Source organism: Streptomyces sp. NRRL WC-3549, from assembly GCF_000721935.1.
Taxonomy (GTDB): domain Bacteria; phylum Actinomycetota; class Actinomycetes; order Streptomycetales; family Streptomycetaceae; genus Streptomyces.
In genome coordinates, this window is sequence record NZ_KL585462.1 from 14,392 (window position 1) to 15,240 (window position 849).

The following is an 849-nucleotide window of genomic DNA, read 5'->3' on the forward strand; positions in this document are numbered from 1 at the left end:
CCCCGCCGCCAGGTCGCGCCGGTCCAGGGCCTTCTCCAGGGCGTCGGCCCCGGCGCCGGCGGGGACAGCCCGTGCCCGGGTGGCCCGGCCGGTGGCGATCCGAGTGTCGGCCTCGCCCCCGGCGTACGCCTCCAGCAGCGCGGCGGCCTCGGCCACCGAGCCGACGGCCACGGCCAGCCGGAACTCGTGGGGAGTACGGCCGGACTGGAGGGTGTGGGTGACGTCGGCGAGGCGGAGGGGCCCTTCTGCCGGGCGGGCGGCTTCCTGGTCACCCGCGTCGGCCCGCGTGCCGCCCTCACCCGAAGCGCCCGGAGCCCCCGAAGTGTCCAAGACTCCGGATGCTGGGGCTCCCAAGGGTCCCGAGGCGTCGCCGGCCGGCCCGTCGGCGCGTGCGGTCCCGGCGATCGCCTGCGCCATGGCGCCCAACGTCCGTGCCGTGGTCACCGCCGCGGGCGGGGCGCCGTCCAGCTCCGCCCTCAGCGACGCCTCGAAGCGGGCGCGTTCGGGAACGCCGAAGCCGCAGTCGGCGAGGTCGGTGCCGAGGTCGAGGTACTCGGGGGCCACGCCGGCGCTTTCGGCGGCCAGGCGCAGGCACAGCCGCTGCGCGGCGCCCAGGGCGTCCCGGCCGGTGCCCGCCGGACCGGCACCCGTGGTACCGCGCAGGAACGCGGCGAGGCCGGCGGCGTACGCGCGCAGCCGGTCCTCGCTCTTGGCGGACAGGACGAGGAGCTGCTCGGTGTCCGGGGCGACGGGCTCGGCCGGGGGTGTGGGGTACTCCTCCACGACCAGACAGGCGTTGGCGCCGCCCCCGCCGAAGGAGCTGACCACCGCGCGCAGCGGCAGGGCGGC

At 78.6% G+C, this 849-nt stretch carries 1 pseudogene; it reads right to left on the reverse strand.

The window, feature by feature from the left end:
- Nucleotides 1-849 (reverse strand): annotated as a pseudogene (locus tag IH13_RS0136020) (hypothetical protein); the annotation flags it as partial.